Origin of the sequence: Peribacillus psychrosaccharolyticus ATCC 23296 (assembly GCF_000305495.1) — a bacterium.
Lineage (GTDB): Bacteria > Bacillota > Bacilli > Bacillales > DSM-1321 > Peribacillus > Peribacillus psychrosaccharolyticus.
Genome location: NZ_AJTN02000007.1, coordinates 20,578 through 36,360, shown reverse-complemented (window position 1 = coordinate 36,360; position 15,783 = coordinate 20,578). Strand labels below are relative to the sequence as shown.

Sequence of the window (15,783 nt, the reverse complement as noted above, 5' to 3'; positions counted from 1 at the left end):
GTTATCCTTATTGGTATTATGACCTTCTTGCAAAATGGCGTATTATCTTGGATGATTCCTTAATAAAAAGGACAGCAGGTATAAGTCGATTAAAGACTTATACCTGCTGCCTTTTTATGTCGAGCATAAAGGAATGTATATGGTGAAGGTTGTCCCGATCGAAAATTTACTTGTAACAAGGATTTCTCCTTTATATTTTTGAACAATATTATAACAAACAGTTAAACCAATGCCAGTACCCTGCTCCTTAAGTGAGTAAAAAGGAGTACCAAGCACATCAATTTGATTCTTAGTAAGCCCAACTCCTGTATCAGTAATCATTATTTTTGCCATACCCTGATCTTGTTCAGTTTCTATTGTAATAAAACCTGCTTTATCCATTGATTCAATACCATTTTTAATAATATTAACTAAAAGCTGTTTAAGCTCAATTGGATCCATTTTAATATATAAGTCATGATTGGGTTTTAGTACAATGCCTATGTTCCGCTGATTAGCAAAGCTCGTTAATAGATCTGCTGTTTTTTTAATCTCATCGTTTAAGGCGATAACTTGAACAATACCTGTTTGCTGTTTAGCTAATGATAAATAATCATTAATAATGACTTGAGTATACTCTAGTTCAGTAAGCATGGTCTGGATATAAAATTTTTCTGTTTCGGTCAATTCCTCTTTTTGATCTAATAGTTGAGCAAATCCTTTTACTACTGTTATAGGATTTCGTATTTCGTGTGCTATTGTGGCGGCCATTTGACCAACAGAATGTAATTGTTTGGCTTGTTGAAGTTCTTGGTGAAAGGATTTTGTTGAGGCCATTCTATTATTTGTACTGATAAATACAAATAGTAAAATTATTTGTATAGCAATGAAGTTAAGTGTATTGCCAAATGGGTCTAACGAAACATACAAATATGTATATTGGAGATTAGATTGAGAGATGACAATGATGAAGACAGGACCAAGTATGAAATTTAAAGCAAAAACAATGTAAAAACCTATTTTATCAAATAAAAAGATCGGGATTAACGGGGCCATAGCGAATATAGCCAACATAATTGCTGTGTCAGGGAAGGTCCAAAACTTCAAGTAAAAATATACAGTAATTAAAACTATGAATATAGTTTTATAAAGCCGGCCTTCGTTTTTACTATTAAAAATCAAGCGATAGGATAATTCCTGTTATTAATACAACTTGTAAAGACATGTCAAAAGGGTCGTTCTTCCAGTTGATTGGAGAAACAGATATACCGACTAAAAGTAAGAAAGAAATCATGCCCATAAAACTTTTAAGAATTATTCGGTATTGGTTTTGATAATATTCGTGATTTTTCAACATAATACTCCTTATACTGATTATTTATATAAATTAATAGTAAACTTTTCTATTACTAATGTAAATTATCCTAAACATTATTTTCCAAATTAATAGAGATACTTCTTTTTAAAATCAGTTAAAAGATGACATAAATAGCTAACGAATGGGTATACAAATAATAGATTAATTTACTATAGGAGGATGATTGGATGAAGGCAGTTACTTTTCAGGGGGCAAAGGATATTCAAGTTAAACAAGTGGAAGATCCAAAACTTCAAATGAAAGATGATATTATTGTGCGGATTACTTCTACAGCAATTTGCGGTTCGGATCTTCACATTTATCAAGGTGCGCTGCCTGCGCAGAAGGATTATGTAATTGGTCATGAACCGATGGGAATCGTAGAAGAAGTAGGTCCAGAGGTGACTAAAGTAAAAAAAGGGGACAGAGTGGTTCTCCCGTTCAATATTGCTTGCGGTCATTGTTTTTATTGTGAGCATGATATGGAAAGTCAGTGTGATCATTCAAATAGGAATGAAGATATTGATACGGGAGGATATTTTGGGTTTACGGAACGTTATGGGAATTATCCGGGTGGACAAGCTGAATTTCTACGTGTACCGTATGGAAACTTTATGCCGTTTATTATTCCTGAATCGTGTGAGCTTGAAGATGAAGCAGTTTTGTTTATGTCAGATGTTCTTCCTACTGCCTATTGGTCTGTTGAAAATGCTGGTGTAAAAAAAGGAGATACAGTAGTTGTTCTTGGATGCGGTCCAATCGGGTTAATGGCACAAAAATTTGCCTGGATGAAGGGAGCAAAACGAGTCATTGCCGTTGATAATCTTCCTTATCGATTAAACCGTGCCAAGAGTATGAATAAAGTCGAAATTTATAATTTCGATGAGTATAATAATATGGGTAGTTACCTTAAAGAAATAACGAGCGGCGGCGCAGATGTTGTAATCGATTGTGTAGGAATGGACGGAAAAAAATCTGTGGTTGAAGCTGTTGAGCAAAAGCTGAAGCTGCAGGGAGGTACGTTAAGTGCCATCGATATTGGTTTGAATGCTGTTCGAAAATTTGGAACGATTCAACTAACAGGTGTTTATGGTTCAAAATATAACATGTTCCCACTAGGTAACTTATTTGAGAGAAACATTAACCTTAAAATGGGACAAGCACCAGTCATTCATTTAATGCCGAAGATTTTTAACATGATTACAGCTAAAGAATTTGATCCAACGGAGATTATTTCTCATAAGATTCCTCTAGAACAAGCAAGCGAAGCCTACAAAATCTTTAATGACCATGAAGATGAATGTGTAAAAGTCGTTTTAAAACCATAACTAGTATAGAAATTAATTTCCTCAAAGGCAGTCATGCTTTTGAGGATTTTTCTTTCTTGACGGATTAATGTAGTTTATCATTAAGTTGAGTTATGAATGGGGTACATAAGGGGGATGTCAGATATGATTAAAGCAATCTTTTTTGATTTGGATGATACACTGCTATGGGATCAGCAAAGTGTGGCAAAAGCTTTTGAGGCTACGTGCAGGGCTGCTGGTCATAAACTCGGCGTTGATGTTAAGCAGCTTGAAGAAGCAGTGCGGAGAGAAGCACGTGAGCTGTATGCATCATATGAGACGTATGAGTTTACACAGATGATTGGGATAAATCCTTTTGAAGGGCTTTGGGGGAACTTTCTCGATGATGAAGTGAATTTCCGCAAGATGAAGGACATTGTACCAGGTTATCGTAAAGATGCTTGGACAAGAGGGTTGCAAGCATTAGGAATTGACAACCCTGATTACGGTCAAGAGCTTGCCGAAATTTTTCCGCTTGAACGAAGGAAAAATCCGATTGTGTATGATGACTCTTACGAAGTTTTGAATCAGTTGAAAGAAGAGTATCGGCTGCTGTTATTAACCAATGGATCACCGGATTTACAGCATACAAAACTCAAAATCACGCCAGAATTAGTCCCTTATTTTGACCAAATAGTCATTTCAGGTAATTTTGGCCGCGGCAAACCAGATCCAGGCATTTTTGAACATGCCTTAAAGTTAATGAAGTTGGAAAAAGAGGAAGTTGTAATGGTGGGAGACAATCTTATGACGGATATTCTTGGGGCATCAAGAGCAGGAATTTCTTCTGTGTGGATTAACCGGCATGAGAAGGAACGTAATCATGTTACACCTGACTATGAAATAACTAGTTTGCACGAATTACTCCCTATCCTAGCAAAATTATAATAATTTTGTCGAAAAGGGTTTTGCTTTAAAAGAAGCGGGTATATAACAATAATAACTACTCCTTTGAAAAGAACGATTTGGAGTGTTTAAAAAAGCAGCGGATGCCAGAACGATGGGGCATCCGCTGTTTTTTTGTGGTATTTAGGAAAGGACTCACCATAAAAAGTAGTTTATTAGATGAATTTCGCTGAAAAGTCTGTAAATTTGGCAGGATTCGGTATAAAATATAAAGTAATATAGAGAGGTGAGGGTTGTATGTCAAGTGCAGTGAAATTCAGAAATTTCTTAAGCAGAGAAAAAATACAAATGGAAGAAAAGCAGAATCAAGACGGGTCAACTTTTTTTAGAGCTGAACAGAAGCTGAAGGATGGCTGGAAAGTTATCATAGGCTGTGCCTTTAATGAAAGAGGAGATATAGCTGATCTATTCTGTTTCAATGTAGCCGAAATTAAAAATCCAGAAAAGAAGACGGCAATCTATGAGCTTATTAATCAATTTAATACAGATTACCGATATTCTAAATTTTATGAAGAGGATGGAATTGTATCCATTCGGTATTCTTATCTGGTTGAGGGCGAACTTAATGCAGATGTTGCTTTTAGAAAATTAATTATGCTGCTTGAAACAGCAGAAGAATCGTATCCGAAATTTATGGAAGTCATTTGGTCTTAAGTTTTTAGAAAAGTTCTTTTGCATGCAGAGGAGCTTTTCTTTAGTTTTGGAGAGTCATAAGTCTGATATGGATGCATAAAAATAAATAGAAAGTATTGAATAGGGGGTTGCATATCTTTAGAAAAGGGACTATAATTAATTCTGTTAAGTTTTTCGACAAGATTCAACAAAATATGCGGGTGTAGTTTAGTGGTAAAACCTCAGCCTTCCAAGCTGATGATGAGAGTTCGATTCTCTTCACCCGCTCCATAAAAAATCATATATGCGGGTGTAGTTTAGTGGTAAAACCTCAGCCTTCCAAGCTGATGATGAGGGTTCGATTCCCTTCACCCGCTCCATACAAATTATATATGCGGGTGTAGTTTAGTGGTAAAACCTCAGCCTTCCAAGCTGATGATGAGGGTTCGATTCCCTTCACCCGCTCCATACATATCACAACGCAGTTTTTCGTTACATATGAGAACGAAATATTGCGTTTTTTCTTTATGCATACCATTCGGGTGTGTTTTTTTTGTTTCAATATTTGTAATAATATTGTATTTTGCCTATAATTTAACTTATCGTCAGGGTGGAGGAAGATAAATGAGTGAAGTAAAGGTGGAACCAAAAGCTAATTGGCGGTCGTTTTTTGTTTTATTAAAATCCGAGAAGCTCCCGATTGGAATGATTGTTTTTGTAATCGGATTAAGTCTGCTGGAAACAGGGGCAGCGTTAATTGTTCCCTTGTTTACAAAAGGACTTGTTGATCAGATGTCTGGAAGCGGAATAGAGACAGGAGTGATTATCCTGTTGCTGGCGGCATTTATTATTCAGACGGCAGCAGGTGGATTTTCCTTTTATTTTTTAATGTATATCGGTGAGAATCTGGTCGCAGGTATTCGTCGGAAGTTATGGGACCATGTGCTGCGTTTGCCTGTTTCCTTTTTTGATGCTAATCAATCAGGAGAAACGTTGAGCAGAATTACCCAAGATACGAATACAATTAAGACCGTAATAACCAATCATTTGGTTACGTTTATTTCGGGAATTGTCTCTATTATTGGCTCTATAATCATTTTGTTTATGCTTGATTGGCGAATGACTTCTATCATGCTTGGAATCATTCCAATATCTTTGCTAATTTTGATGCCGCTTGGAAGGAAGATGTACAAAGTATCTCGGTCAACGCAGGACGAGATGGCTTCATTCAGCGGGAACTTGGGAAGGGTCTTAAGTGAAATCCGATTGGTCAAGTCCTATAACGGTGAGGCATTGGAAAAGGAGAAGGGGTTCTCAGGAGTCGGACAATTATTTCATTTTGGGTTAAAGGAAGCAAGAATTCAGGCCGTTATTTCTCCTTTTATGACGACTATTATGATGATGATTCTGGTAATACTAATTGGTTACGGCGGAATCAGGGTTGCTTCAGGAGCGTTAACGGCAGGAACACTTGTAGCTATTATTATTTATATGTTCCAAATTGTCGTCCCTTTCAGCCAGATGGCTTCCTTTTTTACTGCATTTCAGAAAGCACTGGGTGCTACAGACCGGATTCAGCATCTGCTTAATTTAGAGCAAGAATCCTACGCGGGAAATGAAGGCGTCATGCATGGTGATTTAACTTTTGATCAGGTCGTGTTTTCGTATGAGCACTCAAAACCCATTTTGACCAGCGTGTCTTTTACAGTACCTGCAACTAGTACAATCGCGTTAGTGGGTCCAAGCGGTGGTGGTAAAACAACTATTTTTTCATTGATAGAGCGATTTTATCAACCTGACAGCGGAAATGTTACAATAGGCGGTGTGAAAATCTCTGACTTTGACCTCTCATTATGGCGGTCCCAAATTGGGTATGTATCACAGGATAGTCCCGTTATGACCGGTACAGTTAGAGATAATATCTGTTATGGAGTAGGCAGGGATATTACGGACGAAGAGGTTCGAAACGCAGCAAGTATGGCTAATGCCGATCGTTTTATTGAAAAATTACCAAACAGTTATGACACTGAGGTTGGGGAACGTGGAGTTATGTTATCAGGAGGTCAAAGACAGCGTATTGCTATTGCACGGGCTATCCTGCGGGATCCGCGTATTCTCTTGCTTGATGAAGCAACATCCAATCTGGACAGTGAGTCGGAGCAGTTGGTACAGTATGCAATTAAGAACTTAATGAAGGGTCGTACAACATTAATTATTGCTCATCGGCTGTCAACGGTTATTGAAGCTGATCAGTTATTAGTCTTAGAAGAAGGCCGGATTACAGGGCGTGGAACGCATCGTCAATTATTAGAGAGCCATGACCTTTATAAGAAGCTGGCTTCACAGCAGCTGCAATTAGATTTAGCAAGTGTTGAGGAATAAGAAAAAACGCCCAAAATAAAAATGGGCGTTTTTCTTGTACCATTCAGCAGGATAGAACTTGATAGGAACCTTCCCCGCCATGTATCTGGAGAAACATGTTCATGAGTGATTTTGTCAATTGATCGCCTTCCTCATTGGAAATAGACGATTTTAAATAGATGATTTGCAGAGCTTCAGTGGTTTCTTCTGTTACCTTGGTTCGGATTGAATCGACATATGGACTCCCAAATGGACCAATATCATCCGCCGAAGTAATCATATTATGTAGTGAATTATTACGTCCATTCAATCCCGAATATTCTTCATTAGGATAACCAATCCTGAGGGTGATACCTGTCTTAAGCTCAGCAAGATCATAAATGCCGATTGGCACTTCATATTGAAGGGAGAAAAAGTTATTTAGATCTATGGCTGAATGGACAGGCAAAAGATAATTCTGTTTTTTAATTCTTCTGTACAGTGCTTCTACAGAAGGTCGGTAGCGGGTAGGATCGGTCCCGGCTGCTTTGAAAATTTGGCGCCATTCTTTAAGACCAGAAAAATCGGTCAGTTCTTTATCTTGTAAATCAAAATAAAGGGATTCCTGAAACAACTGAAGTCTCCCTTTGACCATTTGTGGTGATGGGCCTACTTCTATGCCAGAATATTGGATAATACCGGCCTTAAAACCAGAGACTTTCTCACAGAGTTCAGGATGAAGCGAGATTTCCATACGTTCCACCTCCAAAAATACTTGAAAATAGTTTATCATAGATAGCGATGGTTTAAAAAGTTGTTGTTCCATTTTGTACATGATAGTAAGCAACGAAAAGAGGCATAATTTGTGGATTTTCAAGCACTTAAACAAGAAGTGATTTTATATAGTAAGGAAATTGGCATTGACAAGATTGGCTTCACGACAGCGAATACTTTTGATGAAATGAAAAATAGACTTCTTCGGCAACAGGAGCTTAATTATCAATCAGGTTTTGAAGAGCCTGATATTGAAAAACGGGTAAATCCCGCATTGGTAGTACCTGAAGCCCGTTCTATTATCTCAATTGCGCTGGCGTATCCCTCAAAGCTGAAAAATCCTCCTCAAAGTAAAAGGGGAGAGCGGCGGGGAATCTTTTGCCGTGCGTCTTGGGGAACAGATTATCATACGGTGTTACGAAAAAAAATGGCACTGCTAGAAGAATTCCTTAAAGAGAAAGCACCAGAGGTAGTCATTAAATCTATGGTGGATACTGGAGAGCTGGTTGATCGAGCTGTAGCTGAGCGTGCGGGAATTGGCTGGAGCGGAAAAAATTGTTCAATTATTACCCCGGAGTTTGGTTCATATGTGTATTTAGGGGATATCATTACGAGTCTTCCGTTTGAACCGGATACACCCATGGAGGATCGCTGTGGGGAGTGCAATAAATGTGTAGATGTATGTCCGACTGGAGCACTCGTTCAAGGTGGTCAGCTCGATTCGAGCAAATGCATAGCCTTTTTAACACAAACAAAAGGATTTCTTCCGGATGAATACCGAACTAAGCTTGGCAACCGTTTATATGGATGTGATACATGCCAAACTGTTTGTCCCGAAAATAAGGGGAAGGACAACCACTTTCATGACGAAATGGAACCTGATCCTGAACTTGCTAAACCACTGCTGCGTCCGTTATTAACGATGAGTAATCGCGACTTTAAGGACAAATTCGGCCATGTATCTGGATCATGGCGAGGAAAAAAACCAATTCAACGTAATGCCATTATCGCTCTTGCTCATTTTAAGGATGAAGCAGCACTACCTGAATTGATGGATCTGATAAGAGAAGATCCACGTCCTGTGATTCGAGGAACCGCCGCTTGGGCCATAGGGAAAATTGGCGGGGATGAAGCATATCTGGCATTAAAGCAAGCAAAGATTGAGGAACAGGATCAAGAAGTTCTCCAGGAAATTGAAAAAGGATTACAAATGCAGGATATATAATGAATAGCTGGTCTCTCCATATGACTTCGGAGAGGCTTTTTTTTATGAGATTGATATTTCCTTACCATTTTGAAACTTTTAACAAGCTGTTCTTCATACATTGAAGTAAAAGATGACAAGGAGGAAGACAATTGAAAGAGCAGCTAAAAGATTTACTGGCCGAACGTGTGCAGCTTTTGGTTATTGATGGGGATGGTGAGAGCGGAAGCGATAGGTTAGTGAATAAAAGGGCATGCCTTCGAACGAGAGATGCAGAAATTGTGAGGGTCCAAGCAATTGGACGTATTATAAATGATACAGAAAAGGGCGATGAACATTGGTTGGATTATCAAGTGCATTTTAAATATTTAATTAAGCATGGGACATTGTTTTATATTGAAGAGGAGCTGGAACAGCGTAGAGCGTTATTTCATTCTGGAGAACTGAATGATGATTGGGAAATCCAACCTTCCTACCAAGAACGCGGCCCAGGTGTACCAGCTGTCCAGTCACAACCGGAACGACTAGACTATCATTATAGTCGATTAAAGGCAGTTCAATATGCAGAGCGTTGGTGGAATGAATTTAATCCTGCCTATCCGAAATTCACGGATGATTGTTCAAGTTTTATTTCTCAATGTCTACATGCTGGAGGCATACCTATGTGGGGGAGTCCAAAGAGAAGTACTGGCTGGTGGATGAGTGGAACGGTATGGAGCTATAGCTGGACTGTTGCTAATGCGCTTCAGCAGCTTTTAGATAGGGGGCAGGGAATTCGGACGAAGGAAGTACAACGACCAGAAGAGCTTGATTTAGGTGATATCATTTGTTTGGACTTTCAGGGCGACGGCAGGTTTGATCATTCGTTGATTGTTACGGCTAAGGACCAAAATAGCATGCCGCTTGTAAATGCACATACCACCAATAGCAGGCATCGTTATTGGGCATATGAGGACTCAACGGCCTATACACCAAATATTAAATATAAATTTTACTTAATATTGGACGGCACCTAAAGAACTTGTTCTGTTTTTTCAATGTTTGTTTAGTGATATACTATGTGTTGAAGAAAAAACAAGAGGTGAAAAGAAAGTGTCCATACATGTAGTTTTATACCAGCCGCAAATTCCTGCGAATACCGGAAATATATCGAGGACTTGTGCAGCTACTGATACAACGCTTCATATGATACGTCCTCTAGGCTTTTCAACAGATGATAAGATGTTGAAAAGGGCAGGACTTGATTATTGGGAACACGTAAAAATTCACTATTATGATTCATTAGAGGAATTTTTTGAGAAAAATGCAGGTGGTGAATATTTTTATATAAGTAAATTTGGTGAGAAACCACATACCACATTTGATTTTAGTGATCAAAATAAAGAGCATTATTTCATTTTTGGACGCGAAACCACTGGTCTTCCGAAGGATTTGATTCAAAATAATCTTGATCGATGTCTGCGAATTCCAATGACGGATAAAGTACGTTCACTTAATTTATCCAACACTGCCGCTATTTTGGTCTATGAAGCATTAAGGCAGCAAGACTATCGTGACTTAGATATCATAATGAAAGATTGAATCTAACGTTGTGCGAGGAAGTGGGTTTATCTTTGCACAACTGGATTCATTGGTGATACTTTGGGGAACAGAAAAGGGAAGGATACTTCTGGAGGTGATGGTCATGAATAAATTAGTTGAAACGATTTTAGATCATAGATCAATTCGATCATTTGAGGACAAGCTTCTATCAAAGGAACAAATTGAAACGATGGTTCTTTGTGCTCAAGCAGCATCGACTTCAAGCTATATTCAAGCATATACAATCATTGGTGTAACCGATCCTGAGAAGAAAGCCGCTCTTGCAGAAATTGCTGGGCCGCAGACATATGTGGAGAAAAATGGCCATTTATTCATATTTTGTGCTGACTTGCAGCGACTTCAAAGAGCTGCAGAAATGGAAAATGCTGATGTGACGGAAGCACTTGAAAGTACGGAGAAATTTTTAGTTGCTTCTATCGACGCTGCATTGGCCGCACAAAATGCTGCCATAGCAGCAGAATCAATGGGATTAGGCATCTGTTATATCGGCGGTCTGCGTAATAATCTGCCGGAAGTATCGAAACTTTTAGGAATTCCGAAAAGAGTCATTCCGTTATTTGGGTTAGTAGCTGGGTATCCAACGAACCCATCTGCTAAAAAACCAAGGCTTCCTCTTGAAAATATTTATCATGAAAATGAGTATCAAAGTGACCCCGAAGTTTTCAATGAACAGTTAGAACAATTTAACCGAACAATTCGCTCTTATTATCTTAAACGGTCAAATGGTTTGCGCAAAGATAATTGGACATGTCAAATGACGGCTATGCTAGGTAAAAAATCGAGGCTGTACATGAAGGACTATGTCGAGAGCCAAGGGTTGAATAAACGGTAAAGAAAAGAGCTGCCAATAAAGTTGGCAGCTCTTTTATGTATTTATGCGTGTGGTTTATCGTTATAACCTGCAGTGAAGATTGCAGCTAAGAATGTAATAGTAACAGCAACAATAATGACTGTACCCATGTGGCAGCCCCCTTTGAATTGTATTGTCCCAAATTATAGTATAAAAATAGTATACCCCAATTTCTATCTGTTGTGAACGTGAGCAGCAGATTTTCTTTTCTTTTTCATAATAGTTAACTAAACTAGTAATAAATAGAAAAATAAAAGATATGGAGATAAGTATGACGAGAATTTTATATATAGAAGATGATGAGGATATAGGGAAATTATGTGGAGAAGATTTAACAGAAAGAGGATATTTAGTTCATTGGCTCAAATCGGGAGAAGAAGCGCTGTCTTTTGATGCCAACGTAGAAATAATAATTTTAGATGTGATGCTTCCTGGACTCGATGGGTTTACGGTAGGGCAGAGGCTTAAACAAAGATATCCACATACTCCGATTCTTATGCTATCAGCTCGTTCAAGTGTGGATGATAAACTGCATGGCCTGCAATTTGCAGATGATTACCTAACCAAACCTTTTCATCCAGATGAATTGGCCGCAAGAATTGAAGTTCTGCTAAGAAGAACAGGGCAGATAATGGAGAGTGACCTTGAAATTGCTCACCTGAAAATTAATATCCATCAAAATCAAATTCTTGATCGTCGTACCAATCAAGAAATTCTCTTAACAGGGAAACAGTTTCGCATCTTTATGTATTTTCTGAGACACCCCAATCAGATTTTATCAAAGGAGCAGATTTTTGAGGCGGTTTGGGGTGAAGAATTTATTGTTGGAGATAAGTCCGTAATGGTTCATATTCGACATATCCGTGAGAAAATTGAAGAAAGACCAGGTTCTCCGAAAATTATTGAAACGATCCGCGGGCTGGGCTACCGGGTGCGGCAATGAGGTGGTTTCAGTCATTATTAACGAGATATGTGCTGATTATTTTTCTAGCCATCATTATTTTGCCCTTTTCGTTTCCGTTGACGTCATTGCTGATGCTGCCGTTGAGAGAAGGAATGACGACTAGTTATCAAAGTGGGTCTACTCTGGAAGTAATCGTGAAAAAAACGGCAAAAGAGCTGGATGGTGCAGAAATACCGGATGTGAACCAACAGGTAAAAATCATTCAAGAGTCTTACAAGAAGGCTGATATCTTTTGGGTAGATGGCGAAGGAAGGACACGCCAAAATGCTCATCAGAAGGATATTCCTGAGATTTGGTCCGCAGGTTATACAGTTGCGTTTATGAAAAAAAGTCGGGGTTCTGATGCAGATCCATATACACTGGTTACGATGCTGGGAAAAGATAACAAGCAGGGATTCATTGTTACGCAGGTTCCTCGAACTCTTATGAAAACCAACGATGAGTTAGTATATCAAAAATACAATCTACTCTGGATTATCGGTATTTTTATCATTCTATGCGCTTTTATCTTTATTTCTTTCATTTTCTTCTATCGCATTCGTAAACGGTTACTAAGGGTTCAGAATGCAATGACGACACCGACAAAAAAGGGGATTCCTTTGCCGTTGATCATTGGAAAAAGAGACGAAATTGGCCAATTAGAGAATTCTTTTAATGATATGATTGGTAAGTTAGAAGCGAGTCGTGATCGGGAAAAAGATGAAGAGGAATTGAGGAAACAGTTAATTGCCAATCTATCTCATGATTTACGGACACCTTTAACAACAATAAGGGGACATGCTTATCGCCTTAAAAAAGAGCCATTAACGATTCAAGGACATTCTTCACTAGCATCCATTGACGCTAAGGTGGATTACTTGGGACAATTGATTGAGAACTTAATGAGTTATACACTCCTTTCCTCAGGGAAATACCCGTTTCATCCGGACAGGATAGATGCAGCGAGGATCGTCCGGTCGTCAAGTGCTGCTTGGTACCCAGTTTTTGAAAAGGAAGGATTTGTTATTGAGTTAGATATTATCAATACGCCAATATTTTGGACAATTGATCCGCAATGGTTTGAACGTGTACTTGATAATTTATTTCAAAATGTCAATCGCCATGCAGTTTCTGGTAAGTATATCAGGGTCTCCTTTAACCATCAGGGTCTTAGTGTAATTGACCATGGTAAAGGAATGGTCGGGCAGTCAGCGGCAAAAGGTGCAGGCATTGGCTTATCGATTGTATCTATGATGCTTAAGACTATGAATTTGGATTTTGCGATTAAAAGTGATGAATCAGGAACAATGATTACCATTCAACCTCCTGATTGATTTGAATAAGTACAGGAAGACTGCTGACTCTGTTGTTAGCAGTCTTTTTAGGTACGTTTACTTGTTTCTTAACCAGAATTTAACCTTTCCCGATATCTCCTTTTAACCTAAGCAATTTATGATTAATCTAGAGGTGAGATGTGTGGAAAAGTTTATGATTCAAACAAAGGGATTAACGAAGACATTTAAAAAGAAAAAAGTTGTAGAGAATCTTGATTTACAAATTAAAGAGGGAGAAATTTATGGTTTTTTAGGGCCAAATGGTGCTGGGAAATCAACTACGATTCGAATGCTACTCGGGCTTGCTAGACCGAGTAGTGGAACAATCGAAATGTTCGGGAAGAACCTGCAGGATAACAAATCTTTTATTTTGAAAAAAACAGGTTCACTGGTAGAGTCTCCATCTTACTATGGTCATTTAACAGCTTATGAAAACCTGGAGGTGCTTCGTAGACTTCTAGAAATACCCAAATCAAGAATCGATGAAGTGCTCTCGATTGTTCGATTAAACAGGGAAGCAAAACGTCCAGTTAAGGGGTTTTCTCTTGGTATGAAACAGCGGCTCGGAATTGCTGCGGCCATGCTTGGAAATCCTGAGCTTTTAATTCTTGATGAACCGACAAATGGACTCGATCCATCTGGAATACATGAAATCCGTGAATTAATTAGGTCATTACCGAAGGAACATGGGACAACGGTTCTTGTTTCGAGTCACCTTTTATCAGAAATCGACCTGATGGCAACCCAGCTTGGGATCATTGCCAAGGGTCAATTAGTTTTTCAAAACTCTATTGAAGAAATAAGAAAAAAATCGATGAGTCGAATAGGTTTCCATGTTAATAATCCAGTAGAAGTGAAGACGTTAATCAATAGCAGTCATGCTGTAAATGAAGAAGGGATTGTGTATGTAGATTATCTTGCGGATGCAAAGGTTGCTGCAATGATTGACGTAATTGTCAGCCACAAGTATGAGATATACCGAGTTCAAGAGGAAAAGAAATCCTTAGAAGAGATATTCCTAACCATTACAAATGGGGAGGCAAGTCTTTAATGATTCGTTTTCTCTTAATAGATACCTTAAAGATGAAGAAAAAGTGGGTATGGTTTCTTGTGTTTCTTGGACCAGCGGGAGTAGTGGGTTTAGAGGCATTTAATTTTCTGCTTCGATATGAATGGCTGACTAAGCAATATCAGGATGACCTATGGGGCGGGTTAATAGATGAATCAAGGTTACTTGCCGTTCCTGCGTTAATGATGGGACTTGCGATTGTCGCTTCTATTTTGGCTGGAATTGAGCATCAAACAAACTCTTGGAAACAGGTGCTCGCTCTGCCAGTTTCAAAATGTAGTGTATTTACTGCAAAATTTATGCTGCTTACGTTCTTGTTGTTTATTTCCTGCACATGCTTAGGGATTGGGCTTATTTGTTTAGGAATGGCATTAGATTTTGGGACAAAGATCCCATTTGAATATCTGTTAAAAATCAGCTATTATCCGCTTCTTGCGGCGTTGCCTTTCGCAGCACTTCATACGTGGCTTTCCATTGTAGTAAAGAATCAAGCCATTGCCCTGACATGTGGGATTGTCGGGACAATTCTATCTTTATATGGGGTTATTATGCCTGATTGGGTCCCGTATAAATGGCTCTTTCTTGAAAACAGCTGGGGAAAGTTTGAATATTCAGCCACAGCTGGAGTATTGACAGGACTCTTAGTCTATCTAGTTGGTCTTCTGGATTTTTCAAGAAGGGATGTGCTTTAAATGCTCCGGATGTTTCATGCAGAGCTGCTCAAGATGCAAAAATCGTCTATATGGTCTTTAACATTGGTGAGTCCGTTACTTGCTTCGTTAATAGGTCTAGGAATTGGCATCGAAGGTCCTGTTCAATGGGAGCAGTTAATGGCTAATATGAATATCACCCATACAGTTTTATTTCTGCCGCTTTTGGCGGGAATCTTTTCAAGCTGTACATGCCGGTTTGAGCATGTAGACGGAGGATGGAAGCAATTGCTTGCACAGCCAGTATCCCGGGGCTTGGTTTATACCTCCAAGTTTTTGATCGTAACATTGCTCCTTATGCTGACTCAGCTGTTATTCTTGGCCGTTTTAATGATAACCGGCTGGATAAAGGGATTCTCAGGAGATATTCCCTGGGAGTTGTTCCTTTTAAGTGTTGGAGGATCGATGTTTGCTAGTTTGCCACTGGCTGCGTTGCAACTGTTTGCTTCCACTATATGGTCAAGTTTCGCCGCACCAATGGCATTAAATGTGATTTTTACACTGCCCAACATTTTAATTGTGAATTCGGAAAAATTTGCTCCTTATTATCCTTGGGCGCAGCCTTTTCTAGCTGCTTTTTCATTGACAGACAAAGTTGGGGGATTGCCAATTTTTGATGCAACGTTATATGGGGTGGTTGTAAGTAGTTTTTTCCTCTTTTTCGTTAGCGGTTTAGCGTATTTCCAAAGAAAAGAAGTTTAAGCTGGCACACTACAATCTACCTTTTTCTGTTACTTATTCATGTTTAGGCAAATCC

Annotated in this window: 16 protein-coding genes and 3 tRNA genes; 16 read left to right on the top strand and 3 right to left on the bottom strand. The window is 38.8% G+C overall.

Annotation, left to right across the window (positions count from 1 at the left end; all coding sequences use genetic code 11):
- Nucleotides 1–114 precede the first annotated feature (114 nt).
- Both WYK_RS23125 and WYK_RS24730 read right to left on the bottom strand, forming a co-directional pair.
- Nucleotides 115–1,035, bottom strand: a complete 921-nt coding sequence (locus WYK_RS23125; protein ID WP_161629084.1) for a sensor histidine kinase — start codon at nt 1,033–1,035, stop codon at nt 115–117.
- Nucleotides 1,036–1,150: 115 nt separating this feature from the next.
- Nucleotides 1,151–1,333, bottom strand: coding sequence for a hypothetical protein (locus tag WYK_RS24730; protein WP_040372653.1), 183 nt, complete (start codon nt 1,331–1,333; stop codon nt 1,151–1,153).
- A gap of 191 nt (nt 1,334–1,524) precedes the next feature.
- On the opposite strand from WYK_RS24730, the gene WYK_RS01440 reads away from it, so the two are divergent.
- The 7 genes from WYK_RS01440 (at nt 1,525) to WYK_RS01410 (ending at nt 6,582) form a co-directional block, all read left to right on the top strand.
- Nucleotides 1,525–2,664 (top strand): zinc-dependent alcohol dehydrogenase, encoded by a 1,140-nt coding sequence (locus WYK_RS01440; RefSeq protein WP_040372651.1) that lies wholly within the window; start codon nt 1,525–1,527, stop codon nt 2,662–2,664.
- A 123-nt stretch (nt 2,665–2,787) separates the two neighbouring features.
- Entirely contained in the window at nt 2,788–3,570 is a 783-nt protein-coding gene (locus WYK_RS01435; RefSeq protein ID WP_040372649.1) for an HAD family hydrolase, read from the top strand.
- A gap of 255 nt (nt 3,571–3,825) precedes the next feature.
- Nucleotides 3,826–4,242: a YbjN domain-containing protein gene (locus WYK_RS23120; protein ID WP_051387251.1), complete on the top strand. Its 417-nt coding sequence runs from the start codon at nt 3,826–3,828 to the stop codon at nt 4,240–4,242.
- 175 nt (nt 4,243–4,417) lie between these two features.
- Nucleotides 4,418–4,491 (top strand) — tRNA-Gly (locus tag WYK_RS01425).
- A gap of 15 nt (nt 4,492–4,506) precedes the next feature.
- Nucleotides 4,507–4,580, top strand: a tRNA-Gly gene (locus tag WYK_RS01420).
- Between the two features lie 14 nt (nt 4,581–4,594).
- Nucleotides 4,595–4,668: transfer RNA gene (locus tag WYK_RS01415), tRNA-Gly, on the top strand.
- A 156-nt stretch (nt 4,669–4,824) separates the two neighbouring features.
- Nucleotides 4,825–6,582, top strand: coding sequence for an ABC transporter ATP-binding protein (locus WYK_RS01410; RefSeq protein ID WP_040372647.1), 1,758 nt, complete (start codon nt 4,825–4,827; stop codon nt 6,580–6,582).
- A 43-nt stretch (nt 6,583–6,625) separates the two neighbouring features.
- Here WYK_RS01410 and WYK_RS01405 read toward each other — a convergent pair whose 3' ends face one another.
- Nucleotides 6,626–7,294, bottom strand: a complete 669-nt coding sequence (locus WYK_RS01405) for a B3/B4 domain-containing protein (RefSeq protein WP_040372645.1) — start codon at nt 7,292–7,294, stop codon at nt 6,626–6,628.
- A gap of 111 nt (nt 7,295–7,405) precedes the next feature.
- On the opposite strand from WYK_RS01405, the gene queG reads away from it, so the two are divergent.
- The 9 genes from queG (at nt 7,406) to WYK_RS25200 (ending at nt 15,728) form a co-directional block, all read left to right on the top strand.
- Nucleotides 7,406–8,539 (top strand): tRNA epoxyqueuosine(34) reductase QueG, encoded by a 1,134-nt coding sequence (gene queG / locus WYK_RS01400; RefSeq protein ID WP_040372643.1) that lies wholly within the window; start codon nt 7,406–7,408, stop codon nt 8,537–8,539.
- Between the two features lie 131 nt (nt 8,540–8,670).
- Entirely contained in the window at nt 8,671–9,534 is an 864-nt protein-coding gene (locus tag WYK_RS01395; RefSeq protein ID WP_040372641.1) for an amidase domain-containing protein, read from the top strand.
- Nucleotides 9,535–9,610: 76 nt separating this feature from the next.
- Entirely contained in the window at nt 9,611–10,099 is a 489-nt protein-coding gene (gene trmL, locus WYK_RS01390; protein ID WP_040372639.1) for a tRNA (uridine(34)/cytosine(34)/5-carboxymethylaminomethyluridine(34)-2'-O)-methyltransferase TrmL, read from the top strand.
- A 103-nt stretch (nt 10,100–10,202) separates the two neighbouring features.
- Entirely contained in the window at nt 10,203–10,952 is a 750-nt protein-coding gene (nfsA, locus tag WYK_RS01385; protein ID WP_040372637.1) for an oxygen-insensitive NADPH nitroreductase, read from the top strand.
- Nucleotides 10,953–11,241: 289 nt separating this feature from the next.
- Nucleotides 11,242–11,913: a response regulator transcription factor gene (locus tag WYK_RS01380; protein WP_407951464.1), complete on the top strand. Its 672-nt coding sequence runs from the start codon at nt 11,242–11,244 to the stop codon at nt 11,911–11,913.
- Nucleotides 11,910–13,247, top strand: a complete 1,338-nt coding sequence (locus WYK_RS01375) for a HAMP domain-containing sensor histidine kinase (RefSeq protein ID WP_040372636.1) — start codon at nt 11,910–11,912, stop codon at nt 13,245–13,247. Before WYK_RS01380 ends, WYK_RS01375 begins: the two co-directional genes overlap by 4 nt.
- A gap of 142 nt (nt 13,248–13,389) precedes the next feature.
- Entirely contained in the window at nt 13,390–14,298 is a 909-nt protein-coding gene (locus tag WYK_RS01370; RefSeq protein ID WP_040372634.1) for an ABC transporter ATP-binding protein, read from the top strand.
- Nucleotides 14,298–15,008: an ABC transporter permease gene (locus WYK_RS25205; RefSeq protein WP_040372632.1), complete on the top strand. Its 711-nt coding sequence runs from the start codon at nt 14,298–14,300 to the stop codon at nt 15,006–15,008. Before WYK_RS01370 ends, WYK_RS25205 begins: the two co-directional genes overlap by 1 nt.
- Nucleotides 15,009–15,728: an ABC transporter permease gene (locus tag WYK_RS25200; RefSeq protein WP_040372630.1), complete on the top strand. Its 720-nt coding sequence runs from the start codon at nt 15,009–15,011 to the stop codon at nt 15,726–15,728. It abuts the gene before it with no gap.
- Nucleotides 15,729–15,783 lie beyond the last annotated feature (55 nt).